27 protein-coding genes and 1 tRNA gene are annotated in these 23,395 nt (G+C 47.8%); 4 read left to right on the top strand and 24 right to left on the bottom strand.

The genetic code is table 11. From position 1 onward, the window contains the following. Positions 1–15: 15 nt before the first annotated feature. The 8 genes from L3D05_RS21395 to L3D05_RS21360 form a co-directional block, all read right to left on the bottom strand. A complete protein-coding gene (locus L3D05_RS21395) occupies positions 16–972 on the bottom strand; it encodes an ROK family protein (RefSeq protein WP_239618384.1) in 957 nt (318 codons plus the stop codon). Positions 973–1,045: 73 nt separating this feature from the next. Then, positions 1,046–1,456 carry a VOC family protein gene (locus L3D05_RS21390; RefSeq protein ID WP_239618382.1) on the bottom strand — a complete coding sequence of 137 codons (411 nt, stop codon included), beginning with the start codon at positions 1,454–1,456 and terminating at the stop codon, positions 1,046–1,048. 51 nt (positions 1,457–1,507) lie between these two features. After that, positions 1,508–2,494 carry a zinc-binding dehydrogenase gene (locus tag L3D05_RS26810; protein ID WP_239618380.1) on the bottom strand — a complete coding sequence of 329 codons (987 nt, stop codon included), beginning with the start codon at positions 2,492–2,494 and terminating at the stop codon, positions 1,508–1,510. Positions 2,495–2,603: 109 nt separating this feature from the next. Beyond that, positions 2,604–3,410, bottom strand: a complete 807-nt coding sequence (locus tag L3D05_RS21380) for a sugar phosphate isomerase/epimerase family protein (protein WP_239618419.1) — start codon at positions 3,408–3,410, stop codon at positions 2,604–2,606. Positions 3,411–3,444: 34 nt separating this feature from the next. Next, positions 3,445–4,086 carry a ThuA domain-containing protein gene (locus L3D05_RS21375; RefSeq protein ID WP_239618379.1) on the bottom strand — a complete coding sequence of 214 codons (642 nt, stop codon included), beginning with the start codon at positions 4,084–4,086 and terminating at the stop codon, positions 3,445–3,447. 135 nt (positions 4,087–4,221) lie between these two features. Next, the gene (locus L3D05_RS21370; RefSeq protein ID WP_239618378.1) at positions 4,222–5,772 is read right to left on the bottom strand and encodes an extracellular solute-binding protein; all 1,551 of its coding nucleotides are present in this window, start codon (positions 5,770–5,772) and stop codon (positions 4,222–4,224) included. Between the two features lie 109 nt (positions 5,773–5,881). Continuing rightward, positions 5,882–6,766, bottom strand: coding sequence for a carbohydrate ABC transporter permease (locus L3D05_RS21365; protein ID WP_239618377.1), 885 nt, complete (start codon positions 6,764–6,766; stop codon positions 5,882–5,884). 19 nt (positions 6,767–6,785) lie between these two features. Beyond that, positions 6,786–7,766 carry an ABC transporter permease gene (locus L3D05_RS21360; protein ID WP_239618375.1) on the bottom strand — a complete coding sequence of 327 codons (981 nt, stop codon included), beginning with the start codon at positions 7,764–7,766 and terminating at the stop codon, positions 6,786–6,788. A 667-nt stretch (positions 7,767–8,433) separates the two neighbouring features. Between L3D05_RS21360 and L3D05_RS21355 the strand changes: the two genes are divergently transcribed. Genes L3D05_RS21355 through L3D05_RS21345 form a run of 3 tightly spaced genes read left to right on the top strand, consistent with a single transcriptional unit; the run spans position 8,434 to position 10,750 of the window. Then, positions 8,434–9,516 carry a LacI family DNA-binding transcriptional regulator gene (locus tag L3D05_RS21355; RefSeq protein ID WP_239618374.1) on the top strand — a complete coding sequence of 361 codons (1,083 nt, stop codon included), beginning with the start codon at positions 8,434–8,436 and terminating at the stop codon, positions 9,514–9,516. Positions 9,517–9,532: 16 nt separating this feature from the next. After that, positions 9,533–10,303, top strand: coding sequence for a ThuA domain-containing protein (locus L3D05_RS21350; protein WP_239618373.1), 771 nt, complete (start codon positions 9,533–9,535; stop codon positions 10,301–10,303). Between the two features lie 21 nt (positions 10,304–10,324). Further along, on the top strand, positions 10,325–10,750 hold the full coding sequence (locus L3D05_RS21345; protein ID WP_239618371.1) for a VOC family protein: 426 nt from the start codon (positions 10,325–10,327) through the stop codon (positions 10,748–10,750). 78 nt (positions 10,751–10,828) lie between these two features. Here L3D05_RS21345 and L3D05_RS21340 read toward each other — a convergent pair whose 3' ends face one another. The 12 genes from L3D05_RS21340 to nrdR form a co-directional block, all read right to left on the bottom strand. Beyond that, positions 10,829–11,407 (bottom strand): MBOAT family protein, encoded by a 579-nt coding sequence (locus L3D05_RS21340; RefSeq protein ID WP_239618369.1) that lies wholly within the window; start codon positions 11,405–11,407, stop codon positions 10,829–10,831. A 389-nt stretch (positions 11,408–11,796) separates the two neighbouring features. After that, positions 11,797–12,234: a hypothetical protein gene (locus L3D05_RS21335; protein ID WP_239618367.1), complete on the bottom strand. Its 438-nt coding sequence runs from the start codon at positions 12,232–12,234 to the stop codon at positions 11,797–11,799. Then, entirely contained in the window at positions 12,231–12,674 is a 444-nt protein-coding gene (locus L3D05_RS21330; RefSeq protein ID WP_239618366.1) for a thiol-disulfide oxidoreductase DCC family protein, read from the bottom strand. The genes L3D05_RS21335 and L3D05_RS21330 overlap by 4 nt, the downstream gene beginning before the upstream one ends. Before the next feature lie 151 nt (positions 12,675–12,825). Beyond that, on the bottom strand, positions 12,826–13,464 hold the full coding sequence (locus tag L3D05_RS21325) for a response regulator transcription factor (RefSeq protein WP_239618365.1): 639 nt from the start codon (positions 13,462–13,464) through the stop codon (positions 12,826–12,828). Continuing rightward, on the bottom strand, positions 13,461–14,798 hold the full coding sequence (locus L3D05_RS21320; protein ID WP_239618363.1) for a sensor histidine kinase: 1,338 nt from the start codon (positions 14,796–14,798) through the stop codon (positions 13,461–13,463). The genes L3D05_RS21325 and L3D05_RS21320 overlap by 4 nt, the downstream gene beginning before the upstream one ends. Before the next feature lie 216 nt (positions 14,799–15,014). Continuing rightward, positions 15,015–15,914, bottom strand: coding sequence for a sensor histidine kinase (locus L3D05_RS21315; RefSeq protein WP_239618362.1), 900 nt, complete (start codon positions 15,912–15,914; stop codon positions 15,015–15,017). Between the two features lie 18 nt (positions 15,915–15,932). Then, positions 15,933–16,694, bottom strand: coding sequence for an ABC transporter permease (locus tag L3D05_RS21310; RefSeq protein WP_239618361.1), 762 nt, complete (start codon positions 16,692–16,694; stop codon positions 15,933–15,935). Continuing rightward, positions 16,687–17,610, bottom strand: coding sequence for an ABC transporter ATP-binding protein (locus tag L3D05_RS21305; protein WP_239618359.1), 924 nt, complete (start codon positions 17,608–17,610; stop codon positions 16,687–16,689). Before L3D05_RS21305 ends, L3D05_RS21310 begins: the two co-directional genes overlap by 8 nt. Before the next feature lie 81 nt (positions 17,611–17,691). Further along, positions 17,692–18,384 (bottom strand): response regulator transcription factor, encoded by a 693-nt coding sequence (locus tag L3D05_RS21300; RefSeq protein ID WP_239618358.1) that lies wholly within the window; start codon positions 18,382–18,384, stop codon positions 17,692–17,694. Positions 18,385–18,732: 348 nt separating this feature from the next. Then, positions 18,733–18,960: a DUF2798 domain-containing protein gene (locus L3D05_RS26805; RefSeq protein WP_500786048.1), complete on the bottom strand. Its 228-nt coding sequence runs from the start codon at positions 18,958–18,960 to the stop codon at positions 18,733–18,735. Between the two features lie 275 nt (positions 18,961–19,235). Next, positions 19,236–19,311: transfer RNA gene (locus L3D05_RS21295), tRNA-Ala, on the bottom strand. A gap of 246 nt (positions 19,312–19,557) precedes the next feature. Then, entirely contained in the window at positions 19,558–20,019 is a 462-nt protein-coding gene (nrdR, locus tag L3D05_RS21290) for a transcriptional regulator NrdR (protein ID WP_239618356.1), read from the bottom strand. A gap of 111 nt (positions 20,020–20,130) precedes the next feature. Here nrdR and L3D05_RS21285 point away from each other — a divergent pair, with 111 nt between their 5' ends. Then, a complete protein-coding gene (locus L3D05_RS21285; protein ID WP_239618355.1) occupies positions 20,131–20,349 on the top strand; it encodes an alpha/beta-type small acid-soluble spore protein in 219 nt (72 codons plus the stop codon). An 80-nt stretch (positions 20,350–20,429) separates the two neighbouring features. Here L3D05_RS21285 and L3D05_RS21280 read toward each other — a convergent pair whose 3' ends face one another. The 4 genes from L3D05_RS21280 to mutM form a co-directional block, all read right to left on the bottom strand. Next, entirely contained in the window at positions 20,430–21,023 is a 594-nt protein-coding gene (locus tag L3D05_RS21280) for a lytic transglycosylase domain-containing protein (RefSeq protein ID WP_239618354.1), read from the bottom strand. Further along, the gene (coaE, locus tag L3D05_RS21275) at positions 21,020–21,616 is read right to left on the bottom strand and encodes a dephospho-CoA kinase (RefSeq protein WP_239618352.1); all 597 of its coding nucleotides are present in this window, start codon (positions 21,614–21,616) and stop codon (positions 21,020–21,022) included. The genes L3D05_RS21280 and coaE overlap by 4 nt, the downstream gene beginning before the upstream one ends. 32 nt (positions 21,617–21,648) lie before the next feature. Beyond that, entirely contained in the window at positions 21,649–22,344 is a 696-nt protein-coding gene (gene ytaF, locus L3D05_RS21270; RefSeq protein WP_369417996.1) for a sporulation membrane protein YtaF, read from the bottom strand. Positions 22,345–22,464: 120 nt separating this feature from the next. Further along, on the bottom strand, positions 22,465–23,382 hold the full coding sequence (gene mutM / locus L3D05_RS21265; protein ID WP_239618351.1) for a DNA-formamidopyrimidine glycosylase: 918 nt from the start codon (positions 23,380–23,382) through the stop codon (positions 22,465–22,467). Between the last annotated feature and the right edge of the window lie 13 nt (positions 23,383–23,395).

Below are 23,395 nucleotides of genomic sequence, written 5' to 3'. Positions count from 1 at the left end.
CCGTTATCCCCCCTTTTAAGCTTCCAGCTTGGATATCGTTCGTATAGCCATCCATGCAGCGCCCTTTAATCCGATAAAGGCCTCGTCGATCACCGACTTCCTCACGCCGTTAGTAACGAAACGCATCGTCTTCGCCTGCAGCCGGGGCTGCAGCTTATCAATAAACCAGCTTCCATTAACAACACCGCCGCCAAGTACGACAGTGTCCGGATCGGAGAAGCGGACCATATTCATAATCGTTTCCGCTACAGCCTGCAGCGCAGTATCCACAACCTCTGTACAGAGCGGATCACCGTGGTCGTAGCCTGTAAAAATCTCTTCGACACCTACACGGCCTTCATTCGGGATGACAATGGCCGAATCGGGATAGGACGGCTTCAGCGCAACGATCCGATTGTGCATCCCGAGCCCGGAAGCCAACAGCTCCACACAGCCCTTCCTTCCGCATATGCATTGAACATCGCTGTCATAATCTACGACATGATGCCCAACCTCGCCCGCATTGAAATGCCCGCCGATAATCGGCTCGCCGTTTACTACACTACGGGCGGCAATCCCCGTACCGATATTCATATAAATAAAATTGTTCGAATAGGTGCCGCAGCCCCATTTCTGCTCCGCGAGCGTTGCACTGTAGACATCATTGCCGATTGTGCAAGGCATCGCGAACAGCTCGCTAATCTTCTGGGCGAGCTCGATCGGCTGGCTTCTGGAAGTATCAATTTCGAGCCAGATGCCCTCGCTCGTGTTGACCCGTCCTACTACGCCGATACCGATCGCCGCCGCTTCACGCTGCAGTCCCACATGTTTGATATAATCTCTGAGACTTGCCGCTATCGTCTCGAATACTTGATCTTGTGATACTACTGTCGATGCATAAACCTTGCTTCCGAGCACCTCGCCGTCCAGCGAAACTTCCCCGATCAAGATTTTGGTTCCTCCCAAATCAACAGCCAGTACAGACTTCTCCATTGTGGTTCCTCCTGATAGCACTTGCTTTTTTGGCGCAGGAACTGAAGACAAATCATGGTGCGAAGACCTGTTTTTAATTGTCATCCTGAATGAACTCAACGAGCTCGCCGCCCGGCGCGCGAACGTAGGAGAAGCTCAAGCTGACGATTTCGCCCGAGCGGGCCGGAATATTACTATGGCGCGGAACGCCAAGAGGCGTTGCTCCCGCCGCTACGGCCCGACGCACCGATTCCTCGATATCCATCGTACGAACTGCCAGATGCTCCCACATCCCATCGACAAATTCCCTCTTCGTCTCGTAGATTTCCAGGAAATCGCCATCACCCAGATCCACCAACACCGCATGATCCTCCGCCCCATCCTTGCCCCATTCCACGACAAAGCGTGCGCCAAGACCTTCTATATAAAACTTGACTGTACCTTCGATATCCCGTGTCTTTAGGCAAACATGATGGATACCCTGCTTTTTAGTTGTTGTATACATGGTCTCACTCTCTTCCTGGAATTGTGATGAGTTGCCGACGGCAAGCCGGTATTAAACCAAGCTCCAATCAAAAATAACGCAGGGTTTCGTCAATGTGCTGTCAGCAATTCCCGCATACACTTCTCCACATGCGCTTGGCGCATAGATATCATAAATGTTCTCTACCTGGAGCAGCCCGTCGCGAATCCATTCCATAGCTTTCCTGATGCTCCCATGATTGCTGTTAGGATGGAACTCCGAAGAATGTCGCGGAAGGGACCATTCCCAGCCGGAATTAACCTGTACATATCCATAGAAAATGCTGCGCAGCAAATCATGCGCAAACTTGTCCGTAGAACGGAACCAAGGCACGCCGACCAAATACAGTTCCCCGCCCTTGCGCAGGTTGGCAAGCAAGGAATACACCGCCTCTTCCCTGCCGGAGCAATCTATCGCCAATCCAGCCGTTCCTTTCAGTCCCGGCACTTCATCCGGTGAGGTATATACATGGCGCAATCCGCAAGAGCGGGCTGTTGCTCTGCGGCCCTCGTTCGGATCAAAGGCATAGACCTCATAGCCGCAATGCTGCATCACTTGCGCGCACATGAGGCCCACAATGCCAAGCCCCGTTACCATAACCGATTCTGTCGGGCGGATTCGGGAATGAATCATGGAGGTCATCGAGACTGCCGGGAATCGGCCAATCACGGCATGCTCCGGCTTCATTCCCACCGGGACAGGAATATAATCATTGAATTTGACCCGGCTGTACGCCTGATGCGGGGACAACGCAAGCACATGTTCGCCCACTCTCACATTTGTAACCTCTTCCCCCACCTCAAGCACCTCGAGAATAGCGGCATAGCCAGTCTCTACCGGATACTTCATTCCCCCGGAATGGTCCATATATGCGCCCATCTCCGAGCCATTCGAAATGAGCGATACGATCGTTCGCCCTATAATTTCATCGGCTGCAAGCGGCGACGGCTCCCAATCGCACTGCACAAGCGATGCTTGCTGCTTGCCTGTGAATCTGATCGCCTGATTTGTCTGAATCACAGTAACATCTCCCACTGGTTTAGTAACAAAGCTGATGCATTGGCAGCAGAAAACCCTCTTGGCTTCATGAGTTAGCTCATCAGCTTCTGCATGCCACATCTATGCTGTGCTAAACTTCTCTGTCTACAGCCGGCCGAAGCTGCCCCAGTTGCTCCAGCAGCCCGGTATAACACCGTTCTGCGCCATCAAACTGGGGATACTCAATCTCCGATTCATGTTCTACAATCAGCCATTCGGTTCCGGAGCGGCTGCATGCCTCAAGAATAGCCGGCCAATCATTGTCATCTGTAGCGCTGCCGATGAATGTCTCGTGGCCAAGCTTACAGGAGAACGGCTTGCAATGCACAAGCTGTACTCTCCCCGGGTGATCTGCAATAGCCTGGGCCGGATCAGCCTCCGCTTCAATGCAATTGCCTGTATCCAGCTCCAGTATGATGCCGGAATGGGTATGTTCGCTAAGAAGCGACCACGGCGTTGACTCGCCAAAATGCGTATTAAATTCATGCGCATGGGTATGGTAGCCGATGCGGAAATTCCGCTCTTCCGCCAGCCTCGCAAGTTCATTGATGCGGACTGCATACTGCACCCATACATCCGCGCAATCCTCGCTCTGCTTATGTCCAATTTGCCAAGGCCCGCCCAAGGCCGGGATAATAATATTGGTCGTTCCGGCGCGGGTGTGGTAGTCCAGCGTTGCGTCAATCGTATCTGCCTGCAGCAATTTCCATTCCGTATGCCAGCCGCAGTTGACGAGTCCGATTTCCTCCAGCAGATCTTTAATCTTCTCCGGCTCATGAATGAACGGGCCGTAGAATTCCACCCCTTCATAGCCGATGGCCTTGACTCTGCGCAGCGTCGACTCCAGGTCGCGCTGAAGCTCCTTGTATACCGAATATAATCCTAATGCTACTGACATCGAACCCACTGACACATCGCTCCCTCGTTATGTTCTAGCTCTGGCGAGCAGCCCAGTCCACACCGTTCTTCATGAGCTGAATCATTTGAGGGTGGCCCAGCGCCTCCGGATTATGTCCAGGAGTCAGCGCCACTACTTTGCCTGCCCCAACCTTATGTGCCCATCCCCCTACTGCCGTCACATGCTGGGAAGTGCTGAACAGAATCACATCGGTTTTCGTCGTATCCACTTGACAGTAGTAATGCTCGTCGATAGCAACGAACGGCTCGATGCCCTCGATAATCGGATGCTTGAAGCTTGTTACCGGGTTATTCGTCACCTCCACGTGATGGGGAGAATGCTCGATGAATCGGCCGGAATTCAGCTCCAAATAGAACGGGCTGTCCGTCTCGATGAGGACAAGTCCTGCATGTATGAACATAATGCCCATGCCGTTCCTCACCTTCTGGACAATCTGCCGCTGCTCTTCCGGGGTCATATTGGTCTCCCCTTCAGGACGCCCGTTGGTAAAGAACAAGGCCAAATCTACCAATGCCTCGGTCTCAATCAAATCTTTCGCCCGGTCAGTGAGGATAACCTCCCATTGCTCCGAATCGAAAACCTTTTCCATTACCGGATCTATGACTTCCTTCGGGTGGTTTATATCATCGCGAATAATATACACTATGCTCTTCATTGACCTGCACTCCTCACCATTGCGATGTTTTAAGCTTCCATACCTGTCTTCCATAGATAAATCTATCGGATTTCCTCATCCTATCTTTTTAAATCCCGCCCCTTCCCTTGCGGGAAAGGACGGGTCTGTTAATCTTTACTTTTTGGATGCAAGCCAAGCATTGACCTGTTTTTCCACTTCTGCTCTAACCTTATCAAGACCTGCAGCCTTGGCTTTATCCAGATATCTCTGGTATGCCTTATCCACATCTTTGAGAAGACCTGCCTCCAGCGGGTATCCATATTGGCTATTTACATCATTAAGTGCTGTATACTGCGTCTCGAAGCTGCTTTTATCCATTACAAAGCCTTCAAAAATGTCGGGTACCACTTTTTTATTGATCTTTTCCATCATGGTGTCATAATTTACCCAAGCATCGCTTTTGCGCTTCTTGAAGTTTGCATTTGCAAACATACCGCTGGGGAAATAGTTGAAGGATGCACCGTCTGCAATGTTTGACGTATCAATCATTCCATCTGCAGTCAGGTTGTAATTAACACCCTCTGTACCATAAGCAATTAACTTCCAGAGATCTTCATGCTGCTGTATATAATCCAGAACCATCAGTGCTCGTTCAGGATTCTTAGCATTCGTTGAGATTGCCGTCATATTGCTGGTTGTGGAGCCTTGAAGAACGGAGTCTGGATTTCCTTCAAAATACATAAAATAATTCAATTCCCAGCCCTCAGCGCCATGTTCTTTTGCTACCTGTGTCGCATGGTTGTTATAGCCGGGCAACTGTTCATTGAAGGATGCCGCTGCTACTCCGTTGAGTACCTGCGATACGCCCCAGTTAGTGCTGGTAAGTACGCTGGAAGACCAAAAGCCTCGGTCAGCCCAATCCTTCATTTTATTCATATATTCTTTGAATTCAGGGGTCTCGATAACACTGAGCACTTGACCGTTTCTGGGGTCATAAACAAAGTTGTAAAGTCTGTCATGAATTTCATCGATGCCGATATATGGTGTGGTGTAAATCCAGGAAGTACCGTATACCTGACTCTGATAATCATCACTCGGGGTTATTCCCGGCTCATTGTCCTTGATACCCTGCAGATAGGTCTCAATATCATCCATCGACTTGATTTCAGGCAGATTGTGTTTCTTTCTTAAATCCTCTCTGTATACGAAGGCGGGTGCTGTTACTCCTGTTTCCAAACCGGGAACACCATAGATCTTTCCGTTGACAGATGCTGCATCCCATGTCGTTTTCGGAATATTCTTCCAGATGTAAGGTGCATACTGCGGCAGCAGATCATCAAGCGGCTTAAATGCGTTCTTTGATGCATAGCTTTGATAATCCAACCAGCCGGGAGCCGCCTGCATCAGGTCATATTCTTCTCCTGAAGCAATTGCCAGAGCATAGTTGTTTCTGTAATCATTGCCTGCTGCATAAGTGAAATCAATAGTCGTATTAAGTTCCTTTTTTAATCTGTCATTGAGCTTATCCCAATACTGCTTTGCCAGGTCCGTATTATTGGGTGCATCGGAAATCGCATACATTCTCAGCTTCACATAATCCAAATCACCCTTATACTCTGTGCTCTCCGTACTTTCTGTCGGTGCCTTAGTGCTGCATGCAGCACTGCTAAGAACCATCGTTGCTCCCAATAACCCTACCGTCAGTTTCTTAATACTTTTTCTCATCTTTCAGTTTCCTCCTCTTTTTGATATGAATTGTTCCTGCTTTTTGACCCTTGCCCCAATTTTCAAAAATTAGGTTTATATAGTAATTTGCATTACTACCACTTTGGAATTATCCTTTTACCGCTCCGATGGAAATACCCTGAACAAAGTACTTCTGCAGGAAAGGATATAGGAAAATAATCGGTCCTGTTGCCACAATCGCGTTCGCCAGCTTCTGTGTCTCTGTCGGCAGAATTTTGCTGGAAAAGTTCTCCGCTCCGACCGACGCGATCTTGGAGGCAGCATTCAGGATGTTGTATAACCGGTATTGTAGAGGCCACAAATCGGCTTTTGTAATATAAAGGGAAGCCAGGTACCAGTCATTCCAGTATGCAAGTGCCAGAAACAAGGCAATGGTGGCCAGGATCGGCTTTGACATTGGCACGACGATTTGTACAAGGGTACGAAACTCCCCAGCTCCTTCCAGCCTTGCAGATTCCACAAGGGCATCCGGAATCGTCTTCATAAAATTACGAATGAGCAATATATAGAATGAGCTGCAGATGGACGGAATGATCAACGCCCAGATGCTGTTCTTTAATCCCAGCTTGGTAACTACGATATACCAGGGTACCAGACCGCCGGAAAAAAGAGTCGTAAAATAAATAATGAAAGCAATGACATTGCGATATCTTAATTCGCTTCTGGAAATCGCATAACCGCAGAAGGTCATGACCATCAGACCAATGCCGGTTCCCGCACCGGTTACAAAGATACTGACACCATAGGCTTTAGCAATCTGCATCGGAAACAGGAAAATACTACGGTAGCCATCCAGCGAAAATCCCCTGGGCAGAATGGAGTAACCGTTTTGCAATATCTGTGTGCTGTCTGAAAGAGAACCGGAAATCACCAGAATAAAGGGTAGTACACAGACAATAGACACAATTGAAAGAACGATATAGAAAAATATTTTTAATCCTTTTTCACTGGCAGATAATTTATGATTATTCATCTTTCTCAACTCTCCTTATTTAGAATAAGGCGTTTTCCGGACTCGTCTTACGTATGATCTTGTTTACGGTGACCACAAGAATAAGGCCGAATACGGACTGGTAAACACCTGCCGCCGTAGAGGTACCCAGATTGAAATTGACGGTCATCGCACGGTATATGTAGGTATCCAGAACATCCGTTACATTGAATAACTGTCCGTTTCTCTGAACCAGGTTATAGAACAATTCAAACTGTCCTCTCATGATACCGCCAAGGCTGAACAGCACCAGCATAATAAATGTTGGCTTTAACATCGGCAGTGTTATGTACCTGATCTCCTTAAATAGGTTACAGCCGTCGATTTTTGCTGCTTCATAAACCTCCCGGTCAAAGCCCGTGATTGCAGCAAGATAAACCACCATACCAAAGCCGGTACCTTTCCATAGGAAGAAAAATGTGATGATAAATGGCCATATCCATTCAATCATATACACGCTGATCCCGCTCCCGCCCAAAGCCTTCAGCAGCGAATTGAGTACACCATAGTTGCTGTTGAAAATATTATAGGCAATCGTTCCCACGATAACGTAGGATACAAAGTGCGGCAGCAGCATAACAGATTGCGTTACTCTCTTAAAAAGCCGTCCGACAACCGTTGTAATCATGATGGCAAACATACACTGCATGATATTTCCCAGGAGAATAAACACCAGATTGTAAAGGATCGTATTCTTGGTCAAGTAAACAATCGGTGCACTCCATCCGCCGGAAACGAAATACTGAAAATTCTTTAGTCCCACAAACTGACTGTGAAGAATACCCTTGCCAAAGTCATAATCAACAAATGCATAATACACACCCATCATGGGGATATAGCTGAAAATCAGGAAAAAGCACAACGCCGGAAGCGTCATTGCATATAAAGTCCTGTGTCTGTACAGCTCATTGAATACACCACCCTTCTTTTGTTTAATCAACTGGTTCTGCGCTGTCTTTTTCGTCTCCCTGTCCATTCGCATCGCAACTTCTCCCTTTACTATTGGTATCGATACCAAAGCCTCTTTTTAAGGGCATTTCAATTTCAAATTTACCTAACGAAATATTGAAAGCGGTGCCAAAATGATAAAAAAAATAAAAGCAACCTCGATTTATCATTTTCTGGCATTTTACCCCCTAGCCTAAACCGTTTTGGTACCGGTACCAAAATGAAATAAAAAAATATAAGCAACCTCCATTTATCGTTTTTTGGAATTTTTACTTCCTGAACTGAACTATAAATTAAACATTTCATTTTTGTCAAACATAAATTTACATTGACGAAAAATTTGGTATCGGTACCAAAACGAAATAAAAAATAAAACTGACCTCCACTTATCATTTTTTTGGAATTTTCACTTCCTGAACTGAACTATAAATTAAACATTTCATTCTTGTCAACATCATTTTAACATCAATTTTACATTTTCTGTCTGTCCTCTTTATTTTGGTATCGGTATCAAAATCATTTCGATTACGTTGACTTTTAATTTTTCCCATACTACAATTAAGAAAAATATTAGATTACTTGTTTTTCCCTGTTTTTTAAGCATATGGTACACTTTATGCGACATCCTGGTACCGGTTACAATATCATATGTTAGTGTTCCTGTATAGATGTTAGATGTTATAGCAGAGAGGAATTTTTTCATGTCGGATGATCAGAAAAACCTTACCATTTATAAAATCGCAGAGTTGAGCGGGGTGTCTGTTTCCACAATATCCCGCGTTATCAACAACAGTCCTTATGTTTCCGCAAAGACAAAGGCACATGTGACTGACATCATTAACAAATACCACTTCTCACCAAGCTCCGTGGCACGTGCCATGACCAGTAACCATACCCAGACGCTGGGAGTTATCGTATCAGATATCACAAATCCTTACTTTAGTGAGCTGTATCTGGAGATCCAGCGCTACGCAGTAGACTTCGGGTATTCCATCATCTTATGCAACACCTTTTATGGTGGGTCCAACCATGGTGTTTCCGATGCCATACCGGAAAACACCTATTTCCAGATGATGCTGGATAAAAAGGTGGATGGTGTATTGATTTTGGGAGGTGAAATCGACCGAGATCAAATTTCTGATTCCTATAAAGAAGCCTTAAACCGTATGGGCAGACAGATTCCAGTAGTCATTCTGGGACAGTCCGTTCCGGACTGCAGTTGTACCTTCTTGAACCGAAATTTAAGCGGCGGTATATCTGCCCTGATCCATCATCTACTGGCGCTGGGTCGCCGCAGGATAGGCTTTGTTGGAGGTGAGGAAGGGATTCGTACTACCACAGCCAGACTGGCTGCCTATACACAGACGCTGAAGAACCTGGCGATCCCCTTTGACCCTTCCCTGATCTCTTTAAGTAATTATTACGCACCAGACGGCTATCGAGCTATGGCTAAACTGCTGGAACAAACGGAAACGACCCCTACCGCAATTATCTGCATGAACGATGCAGTAGCGCAAGGTGCCATCCGGGCGATAGCAGATAAAGGACTACGTGTACCGGAAGATATCTCTGTTGTCAGCTGTGATCAGTTTCCCTCAGGCGAATATAACTGCCCCCGCCTGACAACGCTGGACCAGCAGAACAGTTACCTGGGACGCATGTCCATCATGACCTTGATAAGCGCTATCAATAATGATTCCGAAGGGATCAACATTTCCCATGAGCCCCGTTTAATCATCCGGGAATCTTGTGGTGCCCGTCTGGGTTTTCAATTCGAACAATAACAAGGGGATCTTCCTAATGGAACGAAAAATCCATGTCACCATATTCAACGAGCACAATCAGGACCGCAGTGAGCCCGTGAAATCAATCTATCCCGATGGTATTCATGCTGCTATCGCCCAGGCTTTTCATGGCTATGATGATTTTGAAGTGACGATTGCCACTCAGGATATGCCTTCCCATGGACTTTCCGAAGAAATCCTGGCGACTACCGATGTTCTTATCTGGTGGAGCCATATCGACAATGCCGCTTTCGATGACACGGTCGCAAACCGCATTTGCTATCATGTCGTCAACCGAGGAATGGGCTTTGTCGCCCTCCATTCCTCCATCTTTTCGAAACCTTGGCAGAGAATGCTCGGCATTTATTATGATGCCGGTCTTTGGGGGCGCTTTCGTACCATGCCCAAGGGCGAAAAGGAAAGAGTCTGGGTCACCAATCCCGGCCATCCCATCGCCTATGGCATCAACGATTGCATCGAAATTCCCGCAGATGAAATGTACGGTGAACCGCAGCTGATTCCCGAACCGGATCAGACCGTCTTTATTGCCTGGTGGGAGGGCGGCGATGTCTGCCGCAGCGGCAACGTTTATTACCGCGGAAGAGGAAAACTGTTCCAGTTCACCCCCGGACACGAAACTTTTCCGATCCTGTATCAGAAGGAAATCCATCAAGTACTGCGCAATGCCGCGAAATGGATGGCACCGAGTCCCGATATGACGATTCCGACATCGGCCGACGGTTACCTCCCCCGCGATGCTCGCGAAAATCTGGATCACAGACTATAAGAAAGGTAGGGTGTTAAACGGATGTATGCAAAACTAAAACAAAAAGGGATCCATCACGTTTGCCTGCGCGTGCCTGATTTACATGTTGCCGCAAACTTTTACAGAAACGCCTTCGATGCCGAACTGGTTGCGGAATGGGGGGCGGAAGGGAAAGAGGATCACGCCTTTATTCTGGATCTGGGTACCGGCGATTACTTAGAAATATTCGGCAGTCCCGAACCGTTTGCCCTTGGCAAATGGCAGCATGTCGCCATTTGGACCGACAACATGGAAGCCGCTTTCGAAAGAGCGATCGCCAACGGAGCCACTGTCGCCTCCAAGCCTGCGATCTCCCACATTCCTACCCGTTCCGGCCAGGTCGTTCATATGAAATACGGCTTTCTTAATGCGCCCGGCGGAGAAACCGTAGAGCTCATTCAGGATGTGGATGCAGATGCCCATATTTAAGCGGGGTAACTATGAAAAGCTGAGTCAGTTTCACTGCTCCATATTGGACCATTTTCATATTTTTTCTCAATGCGATTCTTAATAAATGCCGATAATCGGCCAGATGATACTTTTCAGAAAAGATGAATTAAATAACAAGGGGACCGGCAAAACCAGCCAGACGAATGTCCAAATGCGACCTAGCCACGCAACTCCGGCAACGGAAAAGCCTCTTCTCTCCATTGTACGCTCGATTACGACCCCCGTCCCATTAATTACAAAATAGAGCAACGGCATTCCAAAGCTTTGCCGGACGGGTAAAGAGATTGCCAACTCATGTAATATTCCCGAAAATATAAAGGAGGCGAATGCCGCTCCGTTCTTACCGATACTACCGCTCAGTGGACGGTAAACGCCCAAAGTCGTCATTTCCGAAAATGCCAGATTCCATCGCCGACTCCAAAATTCATTCAAGCTCCTTGACATCGCTGGATTGCGAAATAATGGCTGACAATCAAACCCCGCAAGTCTCCAAATCCCTGCCCATATTTTCAGTAGACCAAAATGGCCCGCAAAACTTAACCCTGCCATCAATAAAACGGTCGCCCCGATCATGCCGTAGCGATAATTCCAGTTCCATTGAAAAGCCGAATGCCATACGAGCCAAGATAAACCCATTAATAGGAGGCCCCATATTACTCTTAGAATTCCCGATACGATATATTTTCCGGCGTCCCTATTGGCTCCTGCCTTCCGTTTCGCGAATACATAAGGTCTCATTCCAATCCAGAGGTGAAAGGCTATCCAATGGAGCACGGGCAGCTTCCGTTTGTCCCGATTTGAACATTCAACGTAAGTAACGGATTTCATGGCATATAACAATACCCCGATAATGGCTATCATCCTTAAAGCGGGAGGTTGGAAGAGCATGATTCTATCTGTTAATAATAGTGCGCACACCGTCATGCCCCAGACTAGTCCGCGTTTTACAGCTATCGATCGCATCTGAGCCATTCGATATCCCAGCACTGGAATACAAACGCAGATTAGCAAAATCAAAGCGGGAGTCATGGAGCCCCCCAGACGCGCAGGAGAGCCGCTCCGCCGTACACGATCGTGAAAAATACGAAGCAGAGGGAAAGCAGCCATTCCCCGTATCGATAAACCCCTCCGCTCGGAATTCCTTTTTTATCGAAATAAAAAAACTGTATAACCAGACGGGCTCCCCAATACAGGGTAATAAAGAGACAGATCGCTGTGGCCAGTTCAGTACCATCCGCCAAACTGGGAGCCAGAAAGATCGACAAAATCGCAAAAAACAAATTGGTGCACAAAATGTAGCCGGCATACGTCCAGAACACCTGCTTGATCAACGTGCGAACGGACGATAATTCGTTTCGCCATTGAAGCAGATAAGGTACGGCAAGACTGCCGACTACGACTCCCAATTGCAAATAACCCGCCCATCTGATCAGTTCCGTCCACTCGTTCGTCATCTGATTCATGCGATGATCTCCTCTCCCACTTCAACGAATCGCTCTCTCAATCCCGCTTCGGGCAGCATACACGCGTCTCTTCTGCCGAACAATCGATAACGTCTCCGTGCGATGACGTCATACGCTTTGTCTCGGATCTTCAAGGGAAATACGACAAGTCCATAAAGAAGCGGCCAACCCCCGTCGAGCTTACGAAAGACGCGGAGAGCTGCATTGGACTTCATATAGTAGCGCCCGTCTTGTATCAGAATGAACGTTTCCTGATTATCCAGGGGCAATTCTACTTGCTTTAGAAGCCGTTGACCCGCCTTCGATTGCAAGGGGGCAAAACGGAATCGGCCTGCCCGATCTCGCCTGTATACAAATCGTGCCAGTCGATGACAGAGCGTACATTCACCGTCAATTAGCAAATAAATCAGCTCTTTCGAGTCGATAGGGTTCTGTTGCATCCCATCATCCCCTCCTCTCCCTTGAATTGTAACGGGTCTGCCGCACGTTGCTTAGTTCCAACTTCTATAGGCGGATGCCAAAAAAGGTACTACATTACGTAGTACCCCGCGTTAAGTTTGCTAAGTGCGATACCTCTCACGCTGTCCTTCTCTATTCCTCGCGCCCTTTCCGGAATAGCCCCTTCCTCTTCACCATCTCGACGGCTTCCTTGCTACTTTTCGCGCCGAACTTTTTCAGTATTTTGTTGACTTGGTTTTTGAGCGTGCTTTCGGCTTTGTACAATTTTCGCTCAATCTGAGCTTGCGTATAACCCTCTTCGATTAGTTCGAACACTTCGCGTTCCGCTTCCGTCAGCTGTTTCAACTGTTCCTCCCGTTTTAATCGGGACAACTCTTTCAGGAGCGCTTCCATTGCCGCCGAATGATGGTGGGCGCTGCGAATCATATGCGGCAATTCCTTGAAGCGGGTCTTGTCCAAATAATGGATTGCCCCTGCCGTAAAAGCCTGCGTCATCACATGCTCGTCGGTTAGAGAGGTCAGCATAATGATTTTGGTAGGGCGAATTTCAAGCATTTCAACCGCCGCATAGATGCCGTCCAAGCCCTTGTCGGTCAGTTGAATATCCATTAATACGACATCGAACGATACCGTATACGCAAGACGGATTGCTTCTTCTGCGCTCGTCGCTGATCCGACCACCAGCATATCCTCTTCCTTATTCAAAAAAGCGGTAATCGCTTTAATCCAATCCGTATCATCCTCTACAAGAAATACTTTAATATGGCTCATACGGATTTCCCCCTATTCGCTTGGATGATTTTGTGACGAGGAAAATAAAGCTCGATCGAGGTGCCGATATTTTCTCGGCTACTTATCCGGGCTAAGCCTCCGCTTTTCTGCATAACCTGATAGACATACGAGAGACCGAGACCGAAATTTCGGGACCTTTCTTTCGTGCTGAAGAATGGTTCAAACACATGAGCCAACCGTTGCGCCGATATTCCCGCCCCGTTATCTTCCACCGTCAGAAGAATGCCTTTCTTAATCGCGTTCAGTCGGATTTCAACCGTTCCTCCGGCAGCAGGCATAGCCTCTATCGCATTCAATAGAAGGTTGTTGACCACTTCTTTCATATGTACGGGATCACATCGTACGGTCGGGCGGACGGAGTAATCTGCAGTTATCTTTATGTTGTGATCATTCAGCAACAATTGCTGTCGGTGATCGAGGCATTCCTCGCACAATTGATCCAATCGACAAGGCTGCTCTCTTAGAACAATTTCCCTCGTCTTCTCGTGAATTCGAGAGACCATGGTCAACATATGTTCGGAAGCGCTCGAAATGATGTCCAGATGCTGTCTGGACGCTTCGTCGTTTGCAGGAATAGTCGATTTTAAGTTTTCGGAGCTGATGGCGATTTTACCGATTTCGTTCTTTATCGTATGATTTAATAAGGCGGATCCCGAACCAACTGCCTTCATTGCGCCTTCAAGAGGATCACGCTCAAACCGCAGCTTGACGCCCAGCACGCCGTATAAAAAAGTACCTAATAATCCCGTGGCAAGAGAATAACCAATAAACACGGATATGTAATTAAAAAAATCGAATTCCGGCCGTATCGCCCTAGCTCCGTAAATAAACACAAGTACGGCCAATAGCGTCGGCACGACAATAATGGCGGTGACAAAGCGCTTCTTCTTATTTAAGTTGTCTCTTTCTTTTAGCGAAGAGACAATAATAACGTAGCAGGAAACTAAGTAATAAGGTGCGGTCCAGACGAGTAAAAGCTTATCATTTATTAAATATTCCGGAGACGAACAAGTCGCTGCCAGCATGATGCCCACGGGAAGCAGTGCCGCCCACTTATAAATCCTCATTTTAGACCGGCTTACTCCTGAATAAATAAGACTGAATACCAGCACTCCATAAGGTGTCATGACAAGGTTAATAAATTGCGTCACATGCGAACCCATATCGAAATTAGCTTTATATAAGGAATCCGTTACCCCGCCGATGGCAGCACAGCACAAAAAGAAGGTCGCCCAACGGTTAGTCTCATTTCGGATGTCATTAAACAAAATAACGACAGCAGCCGACAGTAAGGCAAAAAAGTAAAAAAGCATTTCTTCCAGCTCCGTTTGCAAGATACAGTATTTAACCCATTTGCTCCGAATAAAAGGCTTAGCCGTTCACTAATAACGATATCACAAAATTCAGTTCCTATCAGTTTAACTTCTGAGGCCACCAATTAATAAAAGCAACCTCGAGAGGTTGCTTTAACTTGGTTCGATTACCGGAGCCGTGGCTGGAGCACTTCATCCATTTCGAAATGGCCTTTGTTACTTTTTCCAGCGGCAGACGAGCATCAACTTTTCACCGCGCAGTTCGGCCGTCAACGTACCGCCCATGTTGTTCATCAGACTTTTCGCGATAGGAAGGCCAAGCCCAGATGTTTGGGCGGATCGGGCACGGTCTGCAGTGTAGAACCGATCAAACAAGAGGTTAACATCGCTTCCCACTAATTCCTTCGCATCGTTAATAATCGTCAATTCTACTGTCTCCCGCTGCCGTTCTAACCAAATTTCCACTTGACCGGCCGCATACTTCACCGTGTTGACAAGCAAGTTTTCAACCACTCTCCGCACAGCTGATTCGTCGGCGTATATGGACAAATTTTCCTCCGGTAGGCGTATGTCAGGCATGATGCCGCGTTCGTTGAACGAATCGTAAAATTCGACCAAAATGTCGGAGATCATGGCGGTCAACCCAAGCCTTTCAGTTTTAAGGGGATAATCCAGAGATTCGATCACGGAAAGCTCAAAAAAATCGTTTAACAACGCCTGCAAGCGTTTGGTCCGATTTTTAACGATATTGACGTACTCGAGTTTCTCTTCAGGCGTTATGGTCTCCGCCTCCAACAGTTGGATATAGCCGAGAATAGAGGTTAGCGGAGTACGGATATCATGGGAAATGTTCACGGCCGCCTGCCGAAATTCGTTTTCGATTTGTTTTCTTTGTGCTCCTGCTTCGACTATTAAATGAGACTGACGATTGATTTGCCCAGCAAGCGCTTCGAGCTTCAGGTCGAATAGAGCGACATCGATTTTTTTACCAGTTACTCCTTCGTTGTAGCTTCGCAATTGCTCCGTCATCCGTCCTAACTCTCGCCTTAGCATCAGTAGATGGACAAGCAGGAGAGCTGCTGCCGCCATCGATAAGATCGTCAGGATAAGCAACAATCTCCCCACTCCCATCTATTATTTAATATCCTTTCGGCGGAACACAAAAATACCGAGCATAGCACATAAGGCAATTGTCAGCAACGGCACAAGCAGGAGCGCGGGCAAATCTCCGCTATCGATGCTGGGTTTGCCGATATCCCCAATCAGTTTAAAGATGGAATAATCGTACACCTTACCAAAGAATTCGACTTTCGAACCTATGCCAGCCAAAACTATATCGACCATCAGTAAGAAAATCATCGAAAACCCGATCGTTTTTCCGCTGTCAGTTAGGATTACAGCAATCAGCGCCCCGATGGCTGCGTAGGCCGCCGTATACAATAGCGTCAGCCCAAGCACTCTAGGTATGAAAAACTCAGTACTTCCCTCCGGCAAATGACCAAAGCCTGAAAGCAGCGTGACTTCCACCGTACTGACGATAGGAAAAACGAGAGAAACCAACATGACTCCGACTGCGAATCCGGTTAGTTTTGCCACATACAGTCGCCCTCTTGTGTTGCCCGACGAAGCGATCGTTTTCATGATACCTGTAGCATACTCGTTGGAAATGAAGAATCCGGCCAACACTGCTACACCGAATTTGATAGCGTAGGTATTGCTTGCAATAAAGGTGCCCAGAAATTCGGCTCCCGTGAATTGCGGCTCTCCACTGGACTGGTGATCAAAATAATACATTAAGGGATAAACAAGCGAGATTGCGGCAAGCGCGATCAGCAACGTCCAGAACGATCTGTTCTTACGGAGCTTAAAAAACTCGACTGCAATCAGATTATACATGCGGATTACCTCCAATCCGCTTCGTGAAGTAACTCTCCAAGTCTTCGCTCATAGATGTGAACTTCTCAACCTCCAATCCCGCAGAGAACAGCGCAGAAGAAATTTTACTTGGCTGCTCAATACGGTTATACAATTTGATGCCTCCATCCTGCATCACTTCGAAATCAGTTGTGCCCAGCTCATTCTGAATAACGGCTGTTGCCATGCCCGGATCATTCACTTTAATATACACATACTGCCGGCATTTTTCGTCCAACTCTTTGGCAGTGAGCTGCTCCAGTAGCCGACCGCGATCGATAATGCCATAATGACTTGCCATCAAATGCAACTCGCTAAGTATATGGCTTGAGATTAGGATCGTAATGCCCGACTCCCGATTTAATTTCTTGAGCAGCTCCCGCATTTCAATAACGCCCATCGGATCCAATCCATTTGTCGGCTCGTCCAGAATCAGGAATTCCGGATCGCCCAGCAAGGCGATCGCCAGACCTAGCCTCTGCTTCATTCCTAGTGAAAAATTTTTCGCTTTTTTCTTGCCGGTTTCTTCTAGCCCAACCTGCTTCAGCATTCTGGGAACGCAATCTTTGCCGGGAATACCTCGTAGAATCCGGTTCGCTTCCAGATTCTCGCTGGCGGTCATGTGAGGAAACAGGGCAGGGCTCTCGATACTAGAGCCGATTCGTTTGCGAGCCTGGATTAACGCCTGCTCTTCGCTGGTGCCGAACAGCTCAATCGATCCCTCGGTCGGAAAGGCAAGTCCCGTCACAAGGCGGATCAACGTTGATTTTCCCGCTCCGTTCTGCCCAATGAATCCATAAATCGAGCCTCTGCGAATGGACAAATTAACTTTGTCCAGCGCTCTATGGCCCTTAAACTTTTTGGATAGCTGATTTGTTTTTAATACATACTCCTGCAATTTTCATGGCCTCCTTTATGTGATAGACCAAGTATAGAAACCAGAACATAAGTAGAACTAAAGCCAAAACTTAAGAATGTCTTAAGGCTTTAGCCGATAGCCCATGCCCCATACCGTCTCTATAAAATCGCTTCCCGGAGCAGCCTTTGACAGCTTGCTTCGCAAATTGCTCATATGAACATTGATGATGTTGTCGTCGCCATAGAATGGCTCCTGCCAAACGCTTTCGTACAGATTGGATTTCGTGAATACCTTCTTCGGTGTCGACAATAGCAACGAAAGAATCTCAAATTCTCGAGCGGTGAGAGTCAATTTAGCCCCATCTGCTGTAACCGTCATGGCGTCTCGATCAAGTACAAGCCCCTTATGCTGCAGCACACTAGGCAAAGCCGGTTGCGCGATTCGCGCATACATGCGAAGTTGGGAATCGATTCGCGCAGATACTTCCTCAACATCGAATGGTTTCGTAATGAAATCGTCCGCTCCTCCGCGCAGGACAGACACTTTGGTCTTCGGCTCCCCTTTGGCCGAAATGATAATAACCGGGATATCGTCACGTCTGTCTATCCGATTGAGAAGCTCTTCTCCTGTCATTCCCGGCAGCATCAGATCGAGAAGCAACATACTCCATTGGCGCTGCTCCAGGTAGAGAAGCGCCTCCGTTCCGGAGTAGGCGGGCTGAGGAATATATCCGCTTTTCTTAATAATGCTGCACAGCAATCGACTGATGTCATTATCGTCCTCGGCAACGAGAATATGTATCGGATTGTTCATTATTTCTCCTTTGTTATCTATGAAAATAATCGGTCAGCTTCATACCGGATATCGTATTAAACCGATATTACCACCAGACCTCCATTAGTTCCAGAATATTCTTATAGAGGATTACCGGACAATTCATTGATGCAAGCGGAGGCTCGCATTTGTAATAATCTCCCAACCGCGCGAACGACCCAGTTTGGTTCGATCTCCACTAGGCCATCAATTAAAAAAGCAACCCCGAGGGGTTGCTTTTTTAATTGGGTGGACCTAGCTTGATCGACCGCTGACCTCATCTCTGCCAGCGTCCCGCTCTGCCGTCTGAGCTCATGCACCATACTAAATTTTATTCAATTAATGTAGTCATACAAACCTAATTTTTTTAAATAATTTCCTTATGCCTTTAGGTAACAAATAAGCTGCAGGGAATGCGATCGCAAATGAATTCCTCCACGTTACAAGCCACTTTTCAATAAACATCGTGTGGAACCCGATATTGATTACGCTCATCGTGAAAGAAATAATACAGGACATGCCGAGTGCCATCAACAAGGTAAACAGTATAAATTCGTACTTTTTATTTATTGTCATTTTGATCTTCCCCCGAGGTCTAGTTGCACATGCAAAAAATAAAAAAACGGCATCTCTGCCGTTAGGATGGTTAAGTATGGTGGACCCTAGCGGGATATTGAAATTCCGATTAACCTTACTGAAGAAGTAAATTCGACGATGACGTTCATAGCGGTAAATTTCAATGCCGTACTCCTTACTTCGTTCCGTCCGTGCGGAACGCCCCAGCTTGGTTCGATCTCGGCCATGCCACCAATTAATAAAGCAACCCCGAAGGGTTGCTTGAATGTTTAATTTGGTGGACCCTAGCGGGATCGAACCGCTGACCTCTTCGCTGCCAGCGAAGCGCTCTCCCAGCTGAGCTAAGGGCCCATAAATGGCGACAAAATAGAGTTTATCACAGAGATTAAGTTGCTGTCAACGGGTTATTGCGCCATTTTTTCTCAACAGCGAATTTTGAAGCCACTCCAACCCATTTAGCGCGACCTAGTCGTGTTAATTCCGCGAATCACGCTTTTTTCCGCATTTAACACGCCACAGCCGTGCTAAATCTGCGGAAATCGCCTTATGAGTCATTTTAACGCGGCCCAGCCGCGTTAAATCAAAAAAAATTCAAATTCAAATGCCATGCTTGCTCATCAACGTATTGAGCTCTTTAAGGAACATGTTGATGTCCTTAAACTGACGGTACACCGACGCGAAACGCACGTACGCAACCTCATCGACCGAATAGATATGTTCCATGAGCAGCTCCCCAATAATTCGGCTTTCCACTTCGGCATGAGCCGTATTGCGAAGCTCGCGCTCGACGTTCGAGACGATGATTTCCAGCTGACCGACGGATACAGGACGCTTCTCGCAAGCGCGCAACAGCCCGCGAAGCACTTTATCCCGGCTGAACTCCTCGCGGCTTCCATCCTTCTTAATGACGATTAACGGGGTTTCCTCAACGGTCTCGAATGTCGTAAACCGACGGCTGCATTTCTCGCACTCCCGACGGCGGCGGATTGATTTGTTGTCGTTGGCCGGACGCGAATCCAGCACCTTCGTCCCGCTGTAATCACAATAAGGGCATTTCATAACGGCGATTCCGCCTCCTCAGCATTATTTTTTTATTTCCAACCCTTCCCTTACATGAACAGAAAAATAAAGCACATAATACAGTTACCAACCGCAAGGAGGTGAACAACAATGGCTAACGGACAAAACAGCAGCAGCAATACATTGCTCGTCCCCCAAGCAACTGCAGGATTGAACCAACTGAAATACGAAGCCGCACAAGAGCTTGGTATTGCCATCCCACAAGATGGATATCAGGGAAATATGACAACGAAAGACAACGGTTCAATCGGGGGTAACATCACCCGCCGCTTGGTGCAAATCGCCGAGCAACAACTGGCAGGTAAATAAGTGATGAGATCAACAACCGAAGGCACTTAATACCGGGAAGCTTTGAAGCGAATAGCTTCAGGGCTTCCTCTTCTTCCTATCTATAACGTCTCGTACACTTTCTGATACTTCTTATAATAATACATCACACGTTGCACGTAATGTCTAGTCTCTCCGTATGGAATATCTCTAATCGTTTTCTCATCCCCGTCCCAAACCCCTTTATCCAGCCACTGTCGCACTTTCCCTGGGCCAGCATTGTAAGCGGCGAGCGAAAGGATCAGATTGCCTTCAAATTGGCGATTAAGTTCCTTTACATACCATGAGCCGAGAGCGATACCCGCGTGAGCTTCGTTACCTGCGGCTTTCACCGTAATTTCTCCGAAATCACCCTGCTTCAAAATCCAAGCCGCGGTCTCTGGCATAATCTGCATAATACCGACTGCTCCCTTAGGGGAAACCGCATTCAACTTGTAGTTAGATTCCACTCTTATGATCGCTGCAATAAGCAGAGGATCTAGTTTATAGATCGCGGCGTTGCGTTTGATCTCTTCCGTATACGAGATCGGATAGATCCATCGATCAAACTTATCTGATTGAAAGAACAGCACGCCTAACAGTGAGCCTAGACAAACAATAAGAATGGAAAAAACCAGAAGGAAGGCAACTCCCTTTCGTTTTGCGCTTTTCTTCATCCGAGCCTCTTTTCCCGCCAAAAGCGATCGATTTGCGCCTCGGTTTCCGCGAAACTGCCGCTATTATCAATCAAGATATTTGCCCTCAGCTTCTTATCCTCAATGTTCATCTGCGCATTCAGCCGCTTCAAAGCTTCCTCGGAAGTAAGCTTGTCCCGTTCCATCAGCCGTTGCAGTTGTTGCTCTCGAGGAACGTAAACGACCATGATTTGTTCAAAATAAGACTCCAACTCCGATTCGTACAGCAGTGGAACGTCCACGACAACGAGCTTACGCGGGGTATGATTTTCATGATAAGCCATCCGCTCCTTCATTACCGCCCGGATAGCCGGATGGGTAATCGCCTCCAGTGCTTTACGTTCCACTGGATCTGTAAAGACGATCGCGCCCAGCTTCTTCCGGTCAAGCGTCCCATCCGCTTGCAGGACGGCTTGTCCGAACCGCTGCGCAATCGCGAGCAAAGAAGGCTGCCCGGGCTCAACGACCTCCCGGGCTATTCCGTCCAAATCAATCAGTATCGCTCCGCGCTCCGTAAGGCTTCTGGCGACCGTACTTTTGCCGGTGGCGATGCCACCCGTTAATCCGATGTTCATCATTTTTCTTCCTTTAAGTATAAATTATCCTTTTAGATCCATAGCTTGAATATTCCCATGGCGATAAGAATGATACCAGGCAACATCGACAGCGGTCTTACCCATCGCCACCCCGATACGACGAAGCCGACTCGCGTTCCGAGCGAGAGGAACAGGCCGCTTGCAGTCGCGATCAGGACTGCGGTCAGAACAGGCGGATAACCGACTAACGCGGCTCCGATTCCCGCTCCGAATGCATCGAGGGATAACGCGGTTCCCAAGAAAAAGGCTTCTCCGGCACTTATCGTGCCCGAACGGTCCATATCTGCCGCAGATGGAGTGCGCAAAATTTGAATAATGAAGCCGAACAATTTAAGCTCCAATTTGAGAACGGGCCCCTCGGGGAGGACCTTTGCCGTTTCGTTCATTATACCGTTGCTATCTGCTTGAATGTTCTGATCATCCGCCTCGTAATTACGATTGCGAATGAACTGGATTAATGCAACTAATCCGATTCCGATAAGAATAATCGCGCCTACCGCCGAAGCCCCGTGAGGCGACATCCAGGCCGACATGGCTACTCCGGCCATCATCGCCAACAGAATGATCAGTCCTGAACAGGCCGAGATGATCAGAATGGAAGAGATCGGAATTTTGATTTTCCTAACCCCGTAAGTGATGCCGACTCCGAATCCGTCGAGGCTAACGGCGAAAGACAACAAGATAAGCGAAGCGACAGGTGCCATCATCACGAATTTCCCCCTGCATGGATGCTTACCCGAATCTCCGTTTCCGGAGCCAGGTTCTGTTCATCCTATGCAAGAGAAGATTTGATTGCCCCGCTCAAAACAATTTTAATGTGCGAATGCCTATTTCTCCTCGCCGTCTAATCGGCGTTTAACGGCATTGCGACGCGGTTTGGTCGCTGTTGAAAGCTCTTTAGCTTGACTCCCCGTTCGAGGCAGCTTCTGGCACTTTGGACAAATATGAGTGCCTCTGCCGCCGACGACCGACTTCTCTATCGGAGATCCGCACGTGCCGCACGGCTCGCCCGTTCTGCCATACGCCTTCAAGCTATGCTGGAACAATCCCATCTCGCCCTGACCGTTCACGTAGGACTTGATAGAGGAGCCTCCTGCTTCAACCGCCGACGATAAAGTATCCACGATGGCCTTATGAAGAAGCTCTTGTTCCTTCGGCTTCAGTTCGCACCAAGGCTTCTCCGGATGAATGCCCGCCGTGTGCAGCGCTTCATCCACATAGATGTTGCCCAAGCCTACAACGACTTCCTGATTGAGCAGCAGCGGTTTGATTTTCGTCGACCGCTTGCCAAGCGCGCGCCGGAACGCATCCAACGTGAAGCCTTCGTCCAACGGCTCCACTCCCAGTTTATTCAACGGCGGAGCTTGTAATTCATCTCCAGGGAAGAAGAGATGCATCGTTCCGAACTGCCGCACATCCTTATAACGCAATTCCGTTCCATCCGTGAAGTGAAAAATGACATGCGTATGCAGTTCCGGCGGCTCATCCTTATCGTATAGGCCATAACGTCCCTCCATCCGAAGGTGGGACACAAGTACGAGACCATCTAGAATGAGCCTCAGAAACTTGCCTCTTCGCTCCACGGATTGGAACGTTCTACCTTCCAGCTCTGCGGCGAACAGAAGCGGATCATCCGGCTTCTGCAGTATGCGCGGGAGGTTCACCGTAACCTTCTCGATGGTTTTGCCGACGATGAGTTGGTTTAATGTTCGGCGGACGGTTTCCACCTCTGGCAATTCCGGCATCGAAGATCCCCTC

It is taken from the genome of Cohnella mopanensis (assembly GCF_022352055.1).
Taxonomy (GTDB): Bacteria; Bacillota; Bacilli; order Paenibacillales; family Paenibacillaceae; genus Cohnella; species Cohnella mopanensis.
The sequence above is the reverse complement of the archived record's forward strand: the minus strand, read 5'-3'. Positions and strand labels throughout refer to the sequence as shown.

Bases quoted from the DNA above. Each gene is read 5' to 3' on its own strand.
- L3D05_RS21345 (WP_239618371.1), top strand. From the start codon at position 10,325: ATGTATGCAAAACTAAAACAAAAAGGGATCCATCACGTTTGCCTGCGC.
- L3D05_RS21355 (WP_239618374.1), top strand. From the start codon at position 8,434: ATGTCGGATGATCAGAAAAACCTTACCATTTATAAAATCGCAGAGTTG.
- L3D05_RS21390 (WP_239618382.1), bottom strand. From the start codon at position 1,456: ATGTATACAACAACTAAAAAGCAGGGTATCCATCATGTTTGCCTAAAG.
- L3D05_RS21300 (WP_239618358.1), bottom strand. From the start codon at position 18,384: ATGAACAATCCGATACATATTCTCGTTGCCGAGGACGATAATGACATC.
- ytaF (WP_369417996.1), bottom strand. From the start codon at position 22,344: ATGATGGCACCTGTCGCTTCGCTTATCTTGTTGTCTTTCGCCGTTAGC.
- L3D05_RS21310 (WP_239618361.1), bottom strand. From the start codon at position 16,694: ATGTATAATCTGATTGCAGTCGAGTTTTTTAAGCTCCGTAAGAACAGA.
- L3D05_RS21280 (WP_239618354.1), bottom strand. From the start codon at position 21,023: ATGAAGAAAAGCGCAAAACGAAAGGGAGTTGCCTTCCTTCTGGTTTTT.
- L3D05_RS21325 (WP_239618365.1), bottom strand. From the start codon at position 13,464: ATGAGCCATATTAAAGTATTTCTTGTAGAGGATGATACGGATTGGATT.
- L3D05_RS21330 (WP_239618366.1), bottom strand. From the start codon at position 12,674: ATGCAACAGAACCCTATCGACTCGAAAGAGCTGATTTATTTGCTAATT.
- L3D05_RS21360 (WP_239618375.1), bottom strand. From the start codon at position 7,766: ATGCGAATGGACAGGGAGACGAAAAAGACAGCGCAGAACCAGTTGATT.
- mutM (WP_239618351.1), bottom strand. From the start codon at position 23,382: ATGCCGGAATTGCCAGAGGTGGAAACCGTCCGCCGAACATTAAACCAA.
- L3D05_RS21380 (WP_239618419.1), bottom strand. From the start codon at position 3,410: ATGTCAGTAGCATTAGGATTATATTCGGTATACAAGGAGCTTCAGCGC.
- coaE (WP_239618352.1), bottom strand. From the start codon at position 21,616: ATGAACATCGGATTAACGGGTGGCATCGCCACCGGCAAAAGTACGGTC.
- L3D05_RS26805 (WP_500786048.1), bottom strand. From the start codon at position 18,960: ATGACAATAAATAAAAAGTACGAATTTATACTGTTTACCTTGTTGATG.
- L3D05_RS21350 (WP_239618373.1), top strand. From the start codon at position 9,533: ATGGAACGAAAAATCCATGTCACCATATTCAACGAGCACAATCAGGAC.
- L3D05_RS21395 (WP_239618384.1), bottom strand. From the start codon at position 972: ATGGAGAAGTCTGTACTGGCTGTTGATTTGGGAGGAACCAAAATCTTG.
- L3D05_RS21335 (WP_239618367.1), bottom strand. From the start codon at position 12,234: ATGAATCAGATGACGAACGAGTGGACGGAACTGATCAGATGGGCGGGT.
- nrdR (WP_239618356.1), bottom strand. From the start codon at position 20,019: ATGAAATGCCCTTATTGTGATTACAGCGGGACGAAGGTGCTGGATTCG.
- L3D05_RS21285 (WP_239618355.1), top strand. From the start codon at position 20,131: ATGGCTAACGGACAAAACAGCAGCAGCAATACATTGCTCGTCCCCCAA.
- L3D05_RS21320 (WP_239618363.1), bottom strand. From the start codon at position 14,798: ATGCTTTTTTACTTTTTTGCCTTACTGTCGGCTGCTGTCGTTATTTTG.
- L3D05_RS21365 (WP_239618377.1), bottom strand. From the start codon at position 6,766: ATGAATAATCATAAATTATCTGCCAGTGAAAAAGGATTAAAAATATTT.
- L3D05_RS21375 (WP_239618379.1), bottom strand. From the start codon at position 4,086: ATGAAGAGCATAGTGTATATTATTCGCGATGATATAAACCACCCGAAG.
- L3D05_RS21370 (WP_239618378.1), bottom strand. From the start codon at position 5,772: ATGAGAAAAAGTATTAAGAAACTGACGGTAGGGTTATTGGGAGCAACG.
- L3D05_RS21340 (WP_239618369.1), bottom strand. From the start codon at position 11,407: ATGGGTTTATCTTGGCTCGTATGGCATTCGGCTTTTCAATGGAACTGG.